General features: G+C 62.5%; 12 protein-coding genes, 1 pseudogene and 2 riboswitches. Of the genes and pseudogenes, 6 read left to right on the top strand and 7 right to left on the bottom strand.

What is annotated here, in order from left to right:
• Positions 1–25: 25 nt before the first annotated feature.
• Positions 26–1,597, bottom strand: coding sequence for a TerC family protein (locus tag F8N85_RS00575; RefSeq protein WP_150801756.1), 1,572 nt, complete (start codon positions 1,595–1,597; stop codon positions 26–28).
• A 453-nt stretch (positions 1,598–2,050) separates the two neighbouring features.
• On the bottom strand, positions 2,051–2,932 hold the full coding sequence (locus F8N85_RS00570) for a LysR family transcriptional regulator (RefSeq protein ID WP_150801755.1): 882 nt from the start codon (positions 2,930–2,932) through the stop codon (positions 2,051–2,053).
• 213 nt (positions 2,933–3,145) lie between these two features.
• Here F8N85_RS00570 and F8N85_RS00565 point away from each other — a divergent pair, with 213 nt between their 5' ends.
• Together F8N85_RS00565 and F8N85_RS00560 are read left to right on the top strand one after the other, a co-directional pair.
• On the top strand, positions 3,146–4,684 hold the full coding sequence (locus tag F8N85_RS00565) for an MFS transporter (RefSeq protein ID WP_150801920.1): 1,539 nt from the start codon (positions 3,146–3,148) through the stop codon (positions 4,682–4,684).
• 62 nt (positions 4,685–4,746) lie between these two features.
• Positions 4,747–5,004 carry a DUF2790 domain-containing protein gene (locus F8N85_RS00560; protein WP_150801754.1) on the top strand — a complete coding sequence of 86 codons (258 nt, stop codon included), beginning with the start codon at positions 4,747–4,749 and terminating at the stop codon, positions 5,002–5,004.
• Between the two features lie 316 nt (positions 5,005–5,320).
• On the opposite strand, the pseudogene F8N85_RS00555 reads toward F8N85_RS00560, so the two are convergent.
• The 5 genes and pseudogenes from F8N85_RS00555 to cobW form a co-directional block, all read right to left on the bottom strand.
• Positions 5,321–5,847 (bottom strand): annotated as a pseudogene (locus F8N85_RS00555) (phospholipase); the annotation flags it as partial.
• Between the two features lie 210 nt (positions 5,848–6,057).
• Positions 6,058–6,732, bottom strand: coding sequence for a vWA domain-containing protein (locus tag F8N85_RS00550; protein WP_224795610.1), 675 nt, complete (start codon positions 6,730–6,732; stop codon positions 6,058–6,060).
• A complete protein-coding gene (locus F8N85_RS00545) occupies positions 6,714–7,721 on the bottom strand; it encodes an ATP-binding protein (RefSeq protein WP_150801752.1) in 1,008 nt (335 codons plus the stop codon). Before F8N85_RS00545 ends, F8N85_RS00550 begins: the two co-directional genes overlap by 19 nt.
• A 230-nt stretch (positions 7,722–7,951) precedes the next feature.
• Positions 7,952–11,725 (bottom strand): cobaltochelatase subunit CobN, encoded by a 3,774-nt coding sequence (gene cobN, locus F8N85_RS00540; RefSeq protein WP_150801751.1) that lies wholly within the window; start codon positions 11,723–11,725, stop codon positions 7,952–7,954.
• A gap of 3 nt (positions 11,726–11,728) precedes the next feature.
• Positions 11,729–12,805 (bottom strand): cobalamin biosynthesis protein CobW, encoded by a 1,077-nt coding sequence (cobW, locus tag F8N85_RS00535; RefSeq protein WP_150801750.1) that lies wholly within the window; start codon positions 12,803–12,805, stop codon positions 11,729–11,731.
• Positions 12,806–12,900: 95 nt separating this feature from the next.
• A riboswitch (cobalamin riboswitch) is annotated at positions 12,901–13,111 on the bottom strand.
• Between the two features lie 187 nt (positions 13,112–13,298).
• A riboswitch (cobalamin riboswitch) is annotated at positions 13,299–13,526 on the top strand.
• Between the two features lie 98 nt (positions 13,527–13,624).
• Between cobW and F8N85_RS00530 the strand changes: the two genes are divergently transcribed.
• From F8N85_RS00530 to cobM, 4 genes are all read left to right on the top strand, one after another.
• Positions 13,625–13,819: a CbtB domain-containing protein gene (locus F8N85_RS00530; RefSeq protein WP_150801749.1), complete on the top strand. Its 195-nt coding sequence runs from the start codon at positions 13,625–13,627 to the stop codon at positions 13,817–13,819.
• 11 nt (positions 13,820–13,830) lie between these two features.
• On the top strand, positions 13,831–14,523 hold the full coding sequence (locus F8N85_RS00525) for a CbtA family protein (RefSeq protein ID WP_150801748.1): 693 nt from the start codon (positions 13,831–13,833) through the stop codon (positions 14,521–14,523).
• A 5-nt stretch (positions 14,524–14,528) separates the two neighbouring features.
• A complete protein-coding gene (locus F8N85_RS00520; protein ID WP_150801747.1) occupies positions 14,529–14,942 on the top strand; it encodes a cobalamin biosynthesis protein in 414 nt (137 codons plus the stop codon).
• 81 nt (positions 14,943–15,023) lie between these two features.
• Positions 15,024–15,770 carry a precorrin-4 C(11)-methyltransferase gene (cobM, locus tag F8N85_RS00515; RefSeq protein WP_150801746.1) on the top strand — a complete coding sequence of 249 codons (747 nt, stop codon included), beginning with the start codon at positions 15,024–15,026 and terminating at the stop codon, positions 15,768–15,770.
• Positions 15,771–16,004 lie beyond the last annotated feature (234 nt).

Genomic DNA, 16,004 nt, shown 5'->3' with positions numbered 1-16,004 from the left:
CGAGCCTGCTCGCGATGGCATTCGGTCAGGCGCCGATGAGCTCCGCCTCTGCACGGACCAACAACACCCGCGTCACCCGCCGCTCCTCGACCGCCACCACGGTCATGCGCCAGGTCTCCCAATCGAGGCTGTCGCCGACCATTGGCAGGCGATCCAGCAGGCTCATCACCAGCCCTGCCAGGGTCTGGTAATCCTCGGTCGCTGCGGCCTTGAAGCCGGTTCGCTGGCCGATCCGCGCCAGGTTCAGCGCGCCGTTGACCATGAACCCGCCCGGTGCTTCGACGATGTCCGGGCCTGCGATTTCGCTGGCGTCGGGCAGTTCACCAGCGATGGATTCAAGGATGTCGGTCATGGTCAGCACGCCCATGAAATCACCGAATTCGTTGACCACAAAGGCAATGTGGGTCGAAGCTTTGCGCATCTGTTCCAGGGCATTGAGGATCGAATAGCTGTCCAGCAGGTTGATGGTCTTGCGCGCCAGGTGCTCGAGGTTCGGTTCTTCACCGGCCAGGTACTCCTTGAGCAGTTCCTTCTTGTGCACGAAGCCCAGCGGCTCATCCACCGCGCCACCGCGAATCAGCGGCAAGCGCGAATAGGACGAGTGCATCAGCGTGGTGCGGATGAATTCGGCACTGTCGGCCAGATCCAGGTGGTCGACCTCGGCCCGCACCGTCATCAGGCTGCGGATCGGTCGCTCGGCCAGTTGCAGCACGCCGCTGATCATCACCCGTTCGCGGCGGTCGAACAGCTCGCTGGCACCCTCACCGCCTTCGAGCAAGTCAGCAATCTCCTCACCCACTTCGTCTGCCGCAAGCGTTCGGCCACCGAGCAAGCGCATTACTGCATGAGCGGTGCGCTCACGCATCGGGCGCAGGCCCTGCATGGACTTCTTGCGTTGAATCCGGGCGATCTGGTTGAACACCTCGATCAGGATCGAGAAACCGATGGCCGCGTACAGGTAGCCTTTGGGGATGTGGAAGCCCAGGCCTTCAGCGGTCAGGCTGAAGCCGATCATCATCAGGAAGCCCAGACACAGCATGATCACCGTCGGGTGTTCGTTGACGAATCGGGTCAGTGGCTTGCTCGCGACAATCATCAAACCGATGGAAATAATCACCGCGATCATCATCACCGCCAACTCATCGACCATGCCCACCGCAGTAATCACCGCATCCAGCGAGAACACCGCGTCGAGCACCACGATCTGCGCGACGATCGGCCAGAACATCGCGTATGCCGCATTACTGGCGCGCTGGCTGACGTGGCCTTCGAGTCGCTCGTGCAACTCCATGGTCGCCTTGAACAACAGGAACACACCACCGAACAGCATGATCAAGTCACGGCCGGAGAAGCTCTTGTCGAACACCTCGAACAACGGCTGGGTCAGGGTCACCAGCCAGGAAATACTCGCCAGCAGGCCCAGGCGCATCAGCAATGCCAGGGACAGGCCGATGATCCGCGCGCGGTCGCGCTGCTCGGGCGGCAACTTGTCCGCGAGGATCGCGATAAACACCAGGTTGTCGATACCCAGCACCAGCTCCAGCACAATCAGGGTCAACAGGCCAAGCCAGGCCGTGGGGTCAGCTATCCATTCCATAAAATCTAATCAATATCTCTAATGAATTCAGAATGCCGGGCACGGCAAGGCACGACGTGAAGGTCGGCGAAAGGTCATGAAGTCGGGCTGCCCGGGGATGCGGGCCGAAGAGAGTCGCAAGACTGGATTTTTAGCCTGTCCGCACAGCCTCAGAGTGGCCGATTGGCGTGAGGGGTATTGAGCGAAAAGAAGATCGAGTGTCCAGGCGAAGAGGCGACTGGGAGGCTCCGAAAGGGTGTTCATGCAAGTCCTGAGAGAAAAAACGGACTTGGAGGTTACAGCCAGAAGCGAGATTTCCTACAGCGAAAAATCATTACAAAATCTGTTTAGGGTGCAAACAGATCAAAAGATCGCAGCCTTCGGCAGCTCCTACAGAATTTGCGTAGACCTTCCATTTCAGCGTAGCTGCCGAAGGTTCGGGCCGCGTTCGGACGATCTTTTCCTGGCCACACATCATTTATCTATTGGAAACCGGTCTTTGACCTGCTCGATATAACGCGCAACCGCCGGGGCCTTTTCGAAGCGGCGATGGATCAACGACAACCAGGAACACGCCTCGCTGCCCTTGATCGGCCGGTACAACACATTCGGCAAACTGACGTGCCCGACGACTGACTCAGGCACCACCGCCACGCCCTGCCCCAATGACACCAGCGCGATCACCGCCACCAGCCCGCCCGGTTGCGGCCCCAGTTTGGGTGCGTAGCCACCTTGGGCGGCGACCTGCAAGGTGCCGCTGATTTGCTCCGGAAGAATGAACGTTTGATCCTGCAAGTGCTCAGGCGTGATGTCCGCCAAGCGGCTCAACCAGGACTCGGCCGACAGCGCCAGAACGAAGCCTTCGGCGTCCAGGCGAAGCGCGTCCAGCCCCTCGGGCAAGATCATGGGCGAGCGGATATAGCCGATATCGAACCGCCCCTCGGCAATCAGTCCCGGCAAGGCCGCCATCGGACTTTCCCGCACACTGAGGCTGACATCCGGGTACTCTCGGCTAAAACTCTGCACCTGCTTTTGCAACAAGCCCGAGTACACCGCCGAGGCCACATAGCCCAATTCGATATGACCGGTCTCACCGCGCCCGGCGCGCTGGGCATTGAGCTGCGCAAACTCGAACTGCCGCACGGTGGCCTCGGCCTCGATCATCAGGACGGCGCCGGCCTCGGTCAGGCTGACTTGACGTTGCTGGCGCAGAAACAGTCGAGTGCCCAGGGTGTTTTCCATGTCCTGGATCTGCCGGGTCAAGGTCGGCGGCGCGATGCCTAATTGCTCGGCGGCGCGGGTGAAGTTGCGCTGCCGGGCAACGGCCAGGAAGTAGCGGAAATGACGTATTTCCATAGCGGCATTAGCTCAAAGGTAATGAAGTGCTGGCCTCCAGCTAATAAAGCACTGAAGAACCCGCGATAAGCTGGCTCAAACTCCACAGTAGAGAGCTCAAGCCATGCGCGTCAAATCCCTTGTCCTGGCGCTGACCAGCTGTTTCAGCCGACAATCAGCGTGTATCGGCGCCCACTCGGCATGCATTGCCTGCAAGGCAACGCGGGTGACGGCATGAACCGGGTCAGCCCGCGCCTTACGCTGTTGACCGCTTCCGGGGTCTGCTCGCTGATCGTGCTCGACACCAATATCGTCGCCGTCACGCTGCCGAGTATTGCCCGCGACCTGGGAGCCAACTTCGCCGATATCGAATGGGTGGTCAGTGCTTACATGCTGGCCTTCGCCGCGCTGCTGCTGCCGGCAGGGAGCATCGCCGACCGCTTCGGGCGCAAGAAAACCCTGCTCTGGGGCCTGAGCATTTTCATCCTCGCCTCGATGGGTTGCGGCGCGGCACCGAATGCCTTGTTTCTCGACATCGCCCGCGCCGTCAAAGGGGTCGGCGCGGCGTTGTTGCTGACCTCGGCACTGGCCTCGATCGGCCACAGCTTTCACGATGAAGTGGAACGGGCCAAGGCTTGGGCGTTCTGGGGCGCGTGCATGGGTGTGGCAATGACTGCCGCGCCGACCGTCGGCGGGCTGATCACCGAATTCATGGGCTGGCGCTGGATTTTTTACCTCAATCTGCCGGTGGGCCTGCTGTTGATGGCCATGGTCTGGCGTGCGGTGCCGGAATCTCGGGACGCCCAGGCCGCCCGCCTCGACCCTTGGGGCAGCCTGGCCTTCAGCGCGAGCCTGCTGTGCCTGATCTGGGGCTTGATCGAAGCCAACCGGATCGGTTGGAGCAATCCGCTAACCTATGCCCGCCTGCTGGGTGGCGCGCTGTTACTCGGTTTGTTCGTGGTGATCGAGCGTCTGCAACAGCGGCCCATGGTCGATCTGCAACTGTTCCGCCATCCGCGTTTTATCGGTGCATTGCTGGGGATGTTCGCCTATGCCGGGTGTGCGCAAGTGATGATGACCTTGCTGCCGTTTTACCTGCAGAACGGTTTGGGGTTTTCGGCGATTGCCTCCGGACTGGGCATGCTGCCCTTTGCCCTGACCATGCTGATCTGCCCACGTATCGGCGCACGGCTGGCAAGCCACTTCTCCCCGGCAACACTGATGGCCGCCGGTTTGACCCTGGTGGGGACTGGCAACCTGCTAAGCGCCTGGGCGGTCACCAGCGGTGGCTACCTGAACTTCGCCCTGGCGATTGCCGTGACGGGAGCCGGGGCCGGACTGCTCAACGGCGATACCCAGAAAAACATCATGGCCTGTGTGCCGCGCGACCGTGTCGGCATGGCCTCGGGCATGAGCACCACCATGCGCTTCAGTGCGATCGTGCTGACCATCGGGGTATTTGGCGCGCTGCTGAGCAGCCATACCGAGCAATTGTTGCACGCCAGCCTGAAGCTCGAGGCGGCGCAATGGCTTGGACACACACAGAGCATTGCTTCGCGGGTGGTTGCCGGCGACATGCCGGCAGCGTTGAGCGAGTTGCCCGAAGCTGCGCGCCTGGTGGTCGAACCACTGGCCCGCCAGGCTTTTGTCGGCGGCTTCAGCCTGCTGCTGTGGGTCGCGGGACTGCTGGCGTTGCTGGGTGCGCTGGTGGTCGGGACGCTGATGCGCAATCCGATTCCCCAACCTGGAACGGTGTCCTTGAGCGTGGAATAAATCGTCACGGGGCTCGTCGTACGACTACTGAAATCCTTCAGTAGCCATTACGGGAGCTCATCATGAAAAGCACCTTGTTCGCCCTGGCCTTGCTCGCCTCGAGCGGCACGGCATTGGCCGCTTCGACCGATGACGGCAAACAGCCGATAGTCGAGGATTACCGGTATTCCATGCCGCTGGATGTGGCGCGAGTGATCAGCATGTCGGACACCAGTTATTGCGGGATCGGGACACGGGAAATGACCTATGTCGACAGTTCGGGGGTGACCCGTATCTTGCGTTATCCGGCGTTTGGGGATGGGTGTATTGATCAGAGTTGAGGGTGAGGCTTGAACCCCTGTTGCGGGTGTCTGGCGGATTTTTCCGAACACATAAGGCTGGGCATCTCACAGATCTTTCGGCCAACCACGGTCGGCGTAGGAGCTGGCGCAGCCTGCGATCTTTTAGCGGTTCTGGAGATTGCCGAAAATCAAGATCAAAAGATCGCAGCCTGCGGCAGCTCCTACAAGGGCATCGCGTACGCAAGAAAACAGGCCGACTGTCAGGCCGCCTTCGCGAGCAATCGAACATCGACCGCCTGCTCCTACAGACGGCGCAGGAGTTGGCGCAGGCTGCGATCTTTTAAGGCACACACAGTCAACGCCCGGAAAAACGCAACCTCGACATCATCCGCAAATCACCCGGGCGGTAATAGTCGTCGCTCCAGCTATTGTCCACTGACAGCGGCCGCACCTGTTTCAATGCGAGCTTTTTCACGTAGTAGCGAAACCGGTAATGCTCGTAGAAGCGCAGCAGTTCCAGGCCTTAGCGATCGGCCAGATCAGTATCGCCACGCATGATCAGGAAGTTCAGCCCTCCAGACCATTGTTCAACAGGGCCGTGGCGGTGAACTCGGCCGTGCGATCGGCATGGTAGCCGCTGATGCGGCTGGCCCTGTTCTGCAGCCCGTAGCGCAGTACCTGGTCGTGAGGCTGGCCGAGCAAGGCATCGAGAATGCGCTCCGGCAGTGCGAAGGCCGTAGCGAACAGCAGGTCTTTCTTTGTCGCGCTGATAATCTCGACGAACGCTTGCAGATCCCCCTGGCCCGAGCGCGACGAGAAGCCGGCGAACAGCGCCTGTTCCGACTGCATCGGATTGTTTTCGGTGAGCTGCTTCTCGATGGCAAAGCCCAGCAGGCCCGCGCGCCTGGACTCGGCCAGGTCCATGGCGAGCAATACGCCGTTGGTGCCGGCATAGGCTTTAACGCGAAAATCGTCCTTAAGGTTGCTGACCAGTACGCGCATGCTTCACTCCTGTGATTCGCGAAGCCGGCAGCATACGAGCAGTTCACTTGCACACTCCAGCCTTGACGCGCGGCAATACGCGACAGGCCGTTACAGGGTGTCGATATGTCGATACTGCGCCTGCAGTCCGCTGGCCAGCTCCTTTGCCCGACCGAGCCGGATCGGGCCTCTTTCGATGTCCACCAGCAACCCCGGGCAATTGATCGTCGGCAGCGTAGGCCAGTTCTTCAAGCGGCCATCGGTCAGCAGTAACAATCGCTGCTGCTCCGCGGGGAAACGCTGCTGCCTGAACGCCAGCCAGCGGACCGCCTCATCCAGGGCGGCCAGCAGCGGCGTGCCACCCCCGGCGCCGAGTGCATCGAGCCAGCTTCGCAGACCACTCGAGGCTTTCAGGCCTTGCACCTGCCATTGCGGCGAGTGACCACTGGCGGTCAGCAACGCCAGGCGTGCCCGTCGACGGTAAGCGTCATCGAACAGCTGCGCCAGCAGCCCTTTGGCGTCGCTCAGGGCCTGGTGCCGGCGAGTTGAAGCCGATGCATCGACAATCACCAGCCACAGCTCATGGGGCGAACGACTGCGCAGGCGGTACAGCAGGTCTTCGCGCTGGCGCGGACGGCCATTGAGCAATGTCCCGGGCCAATTGATCGAGCCGCTTTTTGCGGTACGGCTTTGGCCTTGGCGGCCATTTTTCAGGCGTCCCGCGCGGGGTTTGGCATTCGCCCCCGCGTCGGATCGGGGGCGAATGCCTAGGGCTTTTTTGGCCAGCTCGGGACTTCACGTCTTGCGCCGACCGGCAGTGCCTGGGCGGGCATTTCGCCCCATTGCCCCTGGCCTTCGCCGGGGTCGGGATTTTTTGCCAATTGCGACTGTGGCGCGCTGGCCTGGTTCGGCGCGGGCGGAGACTGCTCACGACGACGATGACGCAGGGCGAACTCCGCCACCGCGTCGATATCTTCTTCGTCAATCGCTGGAGCACCACGCCATGCGGCATGGGCCCGAGCCGCTCGCAACCAGACCAGATCGGCGCGCATCCCATCGACGCCGGCCGCAAAGCAGCGCTCGGTGATCTGCGCCAGGGACTGATCGTCGAGAGGAATGCTCGCCAGGGTCGAGCGCGCCTGCTGGCAGCGTTCGCGCAGGGCTCGCTGCGGGCTTTCCCATTGTGCGCAGAACGCTTGCGGATCGCTGTCGAAGTCCAGCCGCCGACGGATGATCTGCCCACGTTCGGTCGGTGGAGTCTGCCCGCTCAAGGCGACGTTCAACCCGAAGCGGTCAAGCAACTGCGGGCGCAGTTCACCCTCTTCCGGGTTCATGGTGCCAATCAGCACGAAACGCGCCGGATGCTGATGGGAAATGCCGTCTCGCTCGATCAGGTTGGTACCGCTGGCGGCGACGTCCAGCAACAGGTCAACCAGGTGGTCGGGCAGCAGGTTCACTTCATCGACATACAGCACGCCGCCGTCGGCCTTGGCCAGCACGCCCGGGGAAAACTGCGCGCGACCTTCGCCGAGTGCGGCGTCCAGGTCCAGGGTGCCAACCAGTCGCTCTTCAGTGGCGCCCAGTGGCAAGGTGACGAATTGCCCGCTGGCCAACAGATCCGCCAGGCCTCGGGCCAGGGTCGACTTGGCCATGCCGCGCGGTCCTTCGATCAGCACCCCGCCGATCTTCGGATCGATGGCGGTGAGGCACAGCGCGAGCTTCAGGGCATCGGCACCGACCACGGCGCAGAGGGGGAAATGTGGGGTGTGGCTCATATTCTGTTCTCGGTAGGTCGAGTTATGTTTCGCCTGTCAGTCCGCTATCGCGAGCAAGCTCGCTCCCACAAGGACAGCACAATACCTGTGGGAGCGAGCTTGCTCGCGATCGAGGACGAAGTCCTCGCAAAACCTGTGACCGCTATTCTTCTGCAGAAACACGGGTTCTTTGTTGCCTGTGAGGCCGCCTTCGCGGACAAGTCGAATCGCCGCACCGCCGCTCCCACAGGTCAGGTGTCTTCTTCTATATCCAGCAACAGATTCTCAAGCGCCTCGCGGTACTCGCCTGGCTCGCTCCACATCCCCCGCTGCTGGGCTTCGAGCAGGCGTTCGGTCATGTCGCGCAGGGCGTGGGGGTTGTGTTGCCGGACGAATTCACGGGTCGACGGGTCGAGCAGATAGGCATCGGCGAGCAAGGCGTATTGATGATCGTCGATCAACTGCGTGGTGGCGTCGAAGGCGAACAGATTATCCACGGTCGCCGCCAGTTCGAAAGCTCCTTTATAGCCATGGCGCTTGACCCCTTCGATCCACTTGGGATTGGCGGCGCGGGAACGGATCACCCGGTTCAGCTCTTCCTTCAAGGTGCGAATCTTCGGCAGGTCGGGCTGGCTGTGGTCGCCATGGTAACTGGCGGCTTGCTCGCCGCTTAGGCTTTCCACGGCGGCAAGCATGCCGCCCTGGAATTGGTAATAGTCGTTTGAATCGAGCAGGTCATGCTCACGGTTGTCCTGGTTTTGCAGGACGGCCTGAACCTGGCTCAACCGCTGGGCAAATTGCTCGCGCGCCGCGGTGCCTTCATCGGCACCGCCATAGGCGTAGCCGCCCCAGTTCAGGTAGACCTCGGCCAGGTCCTCGCGGCTTTGCCACAGGCGACCGTCGATGGCGCCCTGCACGCCCGCGCCATAGGCACCGGGCTTGGCGCCGAAGATTCGCCAGCCGGCCTGACGCGCCGCGGCTTCCTCATCCAGCCCGGACAACAACAGCGCTGCACGCTCGCTGCGAACCTTGGCCGCCAGTGGGTTCATGTCATCCGGCTCGTCCAGCGCGGCCACGGCCTGCACCGCGGCATCGAACAAGCGGATCAGGTTGGCGAAGGCATCGCGGAAGAACCCGGAGACCCGCAGGGTGACATCCACCCGTGGCCGATCGAGCAGGCTCAGCGGCAGGATTTCGAAATCGTCGACCCGCTGGCTGCCCGTGGCCCACACCGGGCGCACCCCCATCAATCCCATGGCCTGGGCGATGTCGTCGCCGCCGGTGCGCATGGTCGCCGTGCCCCAGACCGAGAGCCCGAGCTGACGCAAATGATCGCCATGGTCCTGCAAATGTCGCTCGAGGATCAGGTTGGCCGACTGAAAGCCGATGCGCCAGGCGGTGGTGGTCGGCAGGTTGCGCACGTCCACCGAGAAGAAGTTGCGCCCGGTGGGCAGCACGTCGAGGCGCCCGCGACTCGGTGCGCCGCTGGGGCCGGCCGGGACAAAACGCCCGCTCAGGGCATCCAGCAGGCCGCGCATTTCTGCCGGGCCGCAGGCGTCCAGGCGTGGGGCGACGACTTTGCGCAGGCTGTCGATGATCACCTGCACTTCGCTCCAGCCAGGTGTATTCAATGTGTCGACATCAGCACTTAACGCCCGCTCGATCAACTGTGCGGCAAATAGCTCAAGGCGTTCACGACTGTCGCCAGCGCTGCGCCAGAGCTCATCACTGAGTGCTTGCAGCGCAACCGGTCGCGGCCCGGTCCAGGGCGCGCCCAAGTCACAATCCAGCGGATCGAAACCCAGCTCAAAAGCTTTGGCCAGCGCTCGCAGCAGGCTCGACTGGGCGCCACGTCCATCGCCACGGGGAATTCGCAGCAATGCCAGCAGCGTATCGATCCGCAGGCGGCCGACGGGAGACTCACCGAACACATGCAGACCGTCGCGAATCTGCGATTCCTTCAGGTCGCACAAATAGGTATCGAGGCGCGGCAACCAGATCGCTGCGTCGGCATCGCTGTCGAGCTGGTCGTCCAGTTGCAGTTCGCGATCGATGTGGCTATCGCGCACCAGCTTCAGGATGTCGCGCTGCAACTCCCGGGCACGGCGCGGATCCAGCAGCTGGGCTTCGTAATACTCATCAGCCAGCAATTCGAGATCGCGCAGCGGGCCATAGGTTTCGGCGCGGGTCAGCGGAGGCATCAGGTGATCGATGATCACGGCCTGGGTGCGCCGCTTGGCCTGGGCGCCCTCGCCCGGATCGTTGACGATGAACGGATAGATATTCGGCAGCGGACCGAGCAATGCGTCCGGCCAGCAGTTTTCCGAGAGACCGACGCCCTTGCCCGGCAGCCATTCGAGGTTACCGTGCTTGCCAACGTGAATCACCCCGTGGGCGCCGTAGGTTTTGCGCAGCCAGAAATAGAACGCCAGATAGCCATGGGGCGGCACCAGGTCCGGGTCGTGATAGACCGCGCTCGGATCGACCTGGTAACCCCGTGCCGGCTGGATACCGACAAAGGTCAGGCCAAAGCGCAGGCCGGCGATCATCATCCGCCCGCCGCGGAACATCGGGTCGCTTTCAGGGGAGCCCCAACGCTCCAGCACCGCGTTGCGATTGGCTTCGGGCAACGCGTTGAGCATCGTGCAGTAGTCGTCCAGCGCCAGGCTTTGCTGGCACGGCCGCTGGTCGATGGTCTCCAGATCGTTGCTGACGCCACCGAGCAATTGCTCAATCAGCGCCGTGCCGCTGACTGGCAGATCCGCCGGCAGCGGATAGCCTTCGGCATGCAGTGCCCGCAGGATATTCAATGCGGCAGCCGGCGTATCGAGACCTACGCCATTGCCGATCCGGCCATCGCGGGTCGGGTAGTTGGCGAGGATCAGTGCGATGCGTTTTTCGCCGTTCGGCACCCGCGCCAGTTCGATCCAGCGCCGCGCCAGTTCGGCGACGAAGTCCATACGCTCAGGTTGCGCTCGGTAGCAGACCACATCCGACTGGCTGCGCTCGCTGCGCCAGGCCAGGTCCTTGAAGCTGATGGGCCGGCTGATGATCCGCCCATCGAGTTCCGGCAAGGCGATATGCATCGCCAGGTCACGCGGGCCGAGGCCCTGCTCGCTGGCGCGCCAGCCGGACTCGTTGTCCTGGGCACAGATCGCCTGGATCACCGGAATATTGCGGCGGAACGGCCGCAGATGCGGTGCTTCCGGGCTGGACTGGGCGAAACCGGTGGTGTTCAGAATGACCGAGGCAGAAACTTCATCCAGCAAGTCCTCGACCACCGTCAGGCAGTCGGGCTCTTTCAAACTGGCCAGCGCAATCGGCAACGGGTTAAGCCCCACCGCCTGCAAGCGCTGACAGAAAACATCGATGAAAGCGGTGTTCGCCGCCTGCAAGTGCGAGCGATAAAACAACACCGCCGCCACCGGCTGATCGGCCTGCCAATCAGCCTGCCAGTCGCTGAGTACGGCGGGGCTTTTGTGCGGATGGTAAATCGCCGTGCGCGGCAGGATTTGTGGTTCTGCCCATGGGTACTCACGGCCCAGCCAGCGACTGGCAAGGCAGCGATACAGGTCCAGCGCATTGCCCATGCCGCCCTGGCGCAAGTAGTGCCACAATCGATCACGGTCTTCGGCGGCCACTGTGCTCAGGTCGCTCAACTCAGGGTCGGGGCGATCATCGCCCGGCACCAGAATCAGTTGCACGCCCCGCTCGGCCAGCTGCACCAGCCGTTCCACGCCGTAGCGCCAATAGCCGATCCCGCCGTGCAGCGAGATCAGGATAATTTTCGCGTGGCGCAGGACTTCATCGACATACAGATCGACCGAGGCGTGATTCTGCACCTGCATCGGGTTGGCCAGGCGCAGGCTCGGATAGTCGTCCGGCAACTGCTGCGCGGCTTCGGCGAGCAGTGCCAGGCTGGAATCGCCGCTGCACAGGATCACCAGCTCGGCGGGAGTTTGGCCAAGGTCGGCAATGTTGTCATCCGAGACGAAACCGCCGGGTTGGGTCCTGAGCAGGTGCATGGATCAGGCGCTGAGCGCGGCGCGCAATTGCGCTTCGATCAAGGCCGCGTCCAGCTGCTGGCCGATCAGCACCAGGTGCGTCGCACGGGATTCTTCGGCGCGCCAGGCGCGGTCGAAGTGTTTGTCGAAGCGCGTGCCCACGCCCTGGATCAGCAGGCGCATCGGTTTGTTCGCAACGGCGGCGAAGCCTTTGACCCGCAGGATGCCGTGCTCGACCACCAGTTGCGTCAGGGCGTCCAGCAGCAGGCTTTCGTCGGCTTGCGGCAGTTCGATGGAGATGGAATCGAAGGCGTCGTGGTCATGATCATCATGCCCCTCACCATCAGCGTCACCGTGGTGATGGTCGTGGTGGCTGTGACGGCTGTCGATGTGTTCTTCGGAGCCGGCACCGAGGCCGATCAACACGTCCAGTGGCACACGACCGCTGCTGGCTTCGATGACTTTTACCGCTGGCGGCAGTTCTTCGGCGACTTCCAGGCGCACACGGGCCAGGTCTTCAGGGCTGATCAGGTCAGCCTTGTTGAGGATCACCAGGTCGGCGCTGGCCAGTTGGTCAGCGAACAGCTCGTGCAGCGGCGACTCGTGATCGAGGTTCGGGTCGAGCTTGCGCTGGGCATCCACCTGGTCCGGGAACGCGGCAAAGGTGCCGGCGGCCACGGCCGGGCTGTCGACCACGGTAATCACCGCGTCGACGGTACAGGCGCTGCGGATTTCCGGCCATTGGAAGGCTTGCACCAGCGGTTTGGGCAGGGCCAGACCGGAAGTTTCAATGAGGATGTGGTCCAGGTCCGCGCGGCGGGCAACCAGCTCGCGCATCACCGGGAAGAACTCTTCCTGGACCGTGCAGCACAGGCAACCGTTGGCCAGTTCATAGACGCGGCCGCTGGCTTCTTCTTCGGTGCAGCCGATTGAGCACTGCTTGAGAATTTCACCGTCGATGCCCAGTTCGCCGAATTCGTTGACGATCACCGCAATGCGCCGGCCCTGGGCGTTGTCGAGCATATGCCGCAGCAAGGTGGTTTTGCCCGAGCCGAGAAAGCCGGTAACGATGGTGACGGGAAGTTTGGCCAGTGTTTTCATCGGATGCCCTTTGGCAAGGTGGCGGGCATACGGGACGACTTGACCGCGCGCACAAACGCGGAAGATTTCGCCACCGGATCACCCCGCCCGGTTGTAGTGAGAATCTGGGACGAGGCAGGTCTCCTGGCTGACGGTGTGCCAGTCCTTCGACTGGCGAGTTCTGCGCCTTCCCGCGCCTCTGGATAAATGGCGCAGTGGCGTGGCAGAAAACCTCACCGTTCACAGTTGCGGGGGCAGCCGCGGCATTGACCGCGTTCCCTTCTTAGCTTCGGCAGACGCCGAAGAACCTCGAAAGCGCAAGGCTACGCATCGCATCGGGGCGGGTCAATGTCCGGATAGAGATCTATGGCGACTATGACGACGCCATCGCGAGCAAGCTCGCTCCCACAGGGGTATGCGGTCAACTGTGGGAGCGAGCTTGCTCGCGATGGGAGCGCCTCGATTCCGAGTTGAGAACCCTTGCCAATTGACTCCCATCCCCCGCCCATGCTCTCCTACACGCCTTGTTACGGGTGCCCTTCACAGGGTGAAACGGGAAACCGGTGAGTCATGTGCTTTACTCAAGCCTTGATCAGTCCGGTGCTGCCCCCGCAACGGTAAGCGAGCGAAGAGTCAGATCCACTGTGTCAGCAGTTCGGCATGGGAAGGTGACTCTTGCAGGTTCGGGCGCCAGCCCTGCCCCTCGCGAGCCCGGAGACCGGCCCGCAATACATAGATCAAAAACCCGCGGTGGGCGGGCGCTGTTCGGATCTCTGCGGGCCAGTCTCGCGGGGTTTTCACGCGCTCGATTCACCCGCTGACACACCAGAGGGAAGCGCCATGTCGACTATCAGCAGCACTCGCCACGCAGGCACCGCCAGCACCACATCCACCCTGAGCCAACGCCTGATTGTCGCTATCGGCGCATCGATTTTCGGCGCGTGCCTGGTGTACTTCGCCGGCTTCTCGCACATCGAAGCGGTGCACAACGCCGCCCACGACACCCGTCACAGCTCCGCCTTCCCGTGCCATTGAGACCTGCCGTCATGATCAAGCGTATTGCGCAAACCGCAGGTTTCACCGGGCTGCTCGCGGCCTTGTTGCTGACCCTGCTGCAAAGCTTCTGGGTCGCGCCGCTGATTCTCCAGGCGGAAACCTACGAAAATGCCCCGGCTGCCGAAGTTCACGAACATGCTGAAGGCGCTGTTGCCGCTCACACCCACGACGCCGAAGCCTGGGCACCGGAAGACGGCTGGCAGCGCGTGCTGTCGACCACCGGTGGCAATCTGGTGGTAGCGGTCGGTTTCGCCCTGATGCTCGCCGGTCTCTATACCTTGCGCACTCCGAGCCGTACCTCTCAGGGCTTGCTCTGGGGCCTGGCCGGTTACGCGACCTTCTGCCTGGCGCCGACCCTGGGCCTGCCGCCCGAGCTGCCGGGTACTGTCGCAGCCGACCTGGCGCAGCGGCAGATCTGGTGGGTCGGTACCGCGGCGTCCACCGCCGTCGGCATCGCGCTGATCGTGTTCGGCAAGCATTGGGCTCTGAAGATTCTCGGCGTGGCGACGTTGGCCGTACCACACATCATTGGCGCCCCACAGCCGCAAGTGCATTCGATGCTCGCCCCGGAAGCGCTCGAAGCCCAATTCAAAATCGCTTCGCAGCTGACCAACGCGGCGTTCTGGCTGGCCATGGGTCTGATCAGCGCCTGGTTGTTCCGCCGCAACAACGCAGGTCAGTAACGCTGATGACGCCGATCAGCACAGCGCCGACCCTGGTGGTCGGCCTGGGCTGCCAGCGTGGCTGCCCCGCCAGCACGCTGCGGGCGCTGCTCGACCAGGCATTGCAGGCCCATAACATCGAGCTTCGAGCGATTCGGGCGCTGGCCAGCATCGACCTGAAGCGCGATGAGCCGGGCCTGCTCGAGCTGGCCGAGCAACTGGCGCTACCACTGACGCTGTTCAATAGCACGCAGCTCGCCGCTTATGAGCCACACCTCAGCCATCACTCGCAAATCGCCTTTGAGCGCACCGGCTGCTATGGCGTGGCCGAAAGCGCGGCCCTGGCACTGGTCGAACAACTGGCGCAAACCCCGGCCAGATTGCTGATCCTGCGACAAAAATATGGCCAGGCGACCCTTGCATTAGCCTCATCTGCTTAAAATCCCCGATAATCCCCGCCCTCGATCATGAGCAATCTTCATCTGAAGCATTGCCGCCACGACTTTGCACAGGAGACCGGCATGACCGTCTACTTTATCGGCGCAGGTCCCGGCGACCCGGAACTGATCACCGTCAAAGGCCAACGACTGATCCGCAGCTGCCCGCTGATCATCTATGCCGGCTCGCTGGTACCCGCCGCCGTGCTGGAAGGCCACCAGGCCGAACAGGTGGTCAACAGCGCCGAGCTGCACCTGGAACAGATCGTCGAACTGATCAAGAGCGCCCATGGCAAAGGCCAGGACGTGGCCCGGGTGCATTCCGGCGACCCAAGCCTGTACGGCGCGATTGGCGAGCAGATTCGTTACTTGCGCGAGCTGAGTATTCCCTTCGAAATCGTCCCCGGCGTGACCGCGACGGCCGCCTGCGCGGCGCTGCTGGGGGCGGAGCTGACACTGCCGGACGTGTCCCAGAGCGTGATTCTGACCCGGTATGCCGACAAAACCGCGATGCCGGCCGGGGAAGAGCTGGGGAGCCTGGCACAGCATGGCGCGACCATGGCGATTCATCTGGGGGTCAATCACCTGGAAAAAATCATCGCCGAGCTGCTTCCGCATTACGGCGCGGACTGCCCGATCGCAGTGATTCATCGCGCCACCTGGCCGGATCAGGATTGGGTAGTGGGGACTCTGGCAGATATCGCGCAAAAGGTTCAGGCCAAGGGCTTTCGCCGCACGGCGCTGATCCTGGTGGGTCGGGTACTGGGCAGTGACAATTTCAGCGAGTCGTCGTTGTATCGCGCAGGGCATGCGCATCTCTATCGCCCTTAGGGCCATCAATTTCCGTAGCAGCTGGCGAGCTCGCGAGCCTGCGTTCGAGGGCGAAGCCCTCGTAAAATCGGATAACGCGGTGTTTCAGATTAACCGAGTCGCCTGGATTACGACCGCTGCGCGGCCGAACGCAGTCTCGCGAGCTCGCCAGCTGCTACGGGACTATGTAACGGCCACCTCAATTCCCAGGCATAAAAAAACGGCGCTCACGGGCGCCGTTTTTTCGGTTTGCAG

It is taken from the genome of Pseudomonas fluorescens, assembly GCF_902497875.1.
Lineage (GTDB): Bacteria > Pseudomonadota > Gammaproteobacteria > Pseudomonadales > Pseudomonadaceae > Aquipseudomonas > Aquipseudomonas fluorescens_BR.
Note: the sequence above shows the minus strand (reverse complement) of the source record. Positions and strands in the feature narration are given on the sequence as shown.

Coding starts and splice junctions, on each gene's coding strand:
- F8N85_RS00530 (WP_150801749.1), top strand. CDS start 13,625: ATGTCGACTATCAGCAGCACTCGCCACGCAGGCACCGCCAGCACCACA.
- F8N85_RS00570 (WP_150801755.1), bottom strand. CDS start 2,932: ATGGAAATACGTCATTTCCGCTACTTCCTGGCCGTTGCCCGGCAGCGC.
- cobN (WP_150801751.1), bottom strand. CDS start 11,725: ATGCACCTGCTCAGGACCCAACCCGGCGGTTTCGTCTCGGATGACAAC.
- F8N85_RS00525 (WP_150801748.1), top strand. CDS start 13,831: ATGATCAAGCGTATTGCGCAAACCGCAGGTTTCACCGGGCTGCTCGCG.
- F8N85_RS00565 (WP_150801920.1), top strand. CDS start 3,146: ATGAACCGGGTCAGCCCGCGCCTTACGCTGTTGACCGCTTCCGGGGTC.
- F8N85_RS00545 (WP_150801752.1), bottom strand. CDS start 7,721: ATGAGCCACACCCCACATTTCCCCCTCTGCGCCGTGGTCGGTGCCGAT.
- cobM (WP_150801746.1), top strand. CDS start 15,024: ATGACCGTCTACTTTATCGGCGCAGGTCCCGGCGACCCGGAACTGATC.
- F8N85_RS00575 (WP_150801756.1), bottom strand. CDS start 1,597: ATGGAATGGATAGCTGACCCCACGGCCTGGCTTGGCCTGTTGACCCTG.
- F8N85_RS00560 (WP_150801754.1), top strand. CDS start 4,747: ATGAAAAGCACCTTGTTCGCCCTGGCCTTGCTCGCCTCGAGCGGCACG.
- F8N85_RS00520 (WP_150801747.1), top strand. CDS start 14,529: ATGACGCCGATCAGCACAGCGCCGACCCTGGTGGTCGGCCTGGGCTGC.
- cobW (WP_150801750.1), bottom strand. CDS start 12,805: ATGAAAACACTGGCCAAACTTCCCGTCACCATCGTTACCGGCTTTCTC.